Source organism: Pseudomonas sp. SB113, assembly GCF_040754745.1.
Classification (GTDB): domain Bacteria; phylum Pseudomonadota; class Gammaproteobacteria; order Pseudomonadales; family Pseudomonadaceae; genus Aquipseudomonas; species Aquipseudomonas grimontii.
This window is the reverse complement of sequence record NZ_JBFMHW010000229.1, coordinates 1-411: the sequence shown is the minus strand read 5'-3', so window position 1 is coordinate 411 and position 411 is coordinate 1. Positions and strand designations below refer to the sequence as shown.

The following is a 411-nucleotide window of genomic DNA, read 5'->3' as shown; positions in this document are numbered from 1 at the left end:
CAGAAGGTAGTTCAGCGCCGTGAAAACGGACTTCTTCATTTCGCCCGCGTAAGAAGGTCCGCCGATCAGCACGATCATGCGCGAGAAATCGATTGCGATGACGGTATCGGTACGGCAGCCGTGACGGGCCGGATCGGCCTTGAAGGACGGCAGATCGATAATCGTCATCTTTGCCGCAAAATCAGCCAGTGCCGAACGCTCCGGACGGATCAGAAGATTGCGGATGAACAACGAATGCCAGGCATATTCGGTGATGACGCGCGTCGGCAGCGACTGCGCGGCGTCTGCGCCGCCGATCAGATCCTGAACGAAGAGATCCCTGTCCGACAGATGCGCTGTAAAATCTGCAAGCAGCGTATCGAACTGTTCCGGCGTGATCGGCTTGTTGTTGTCCCACCAGATATGCGGCTC

Annotated in this window: 1 protein-coding gene; it reads right to left on the bottom strand. The window is 57.2% G+C overall.

Annotated features, from left to right (window positions below; genetic code table 11):
- Positions 1–411, bottom strand: a 411-nt coding sequence (locus AB1462_RS32305; RefSeq protein WP_367249198.1) for a phosphoenolpyruvate carboxykinase (ATP), incomplete at both ends; no start/stop codon positions are given.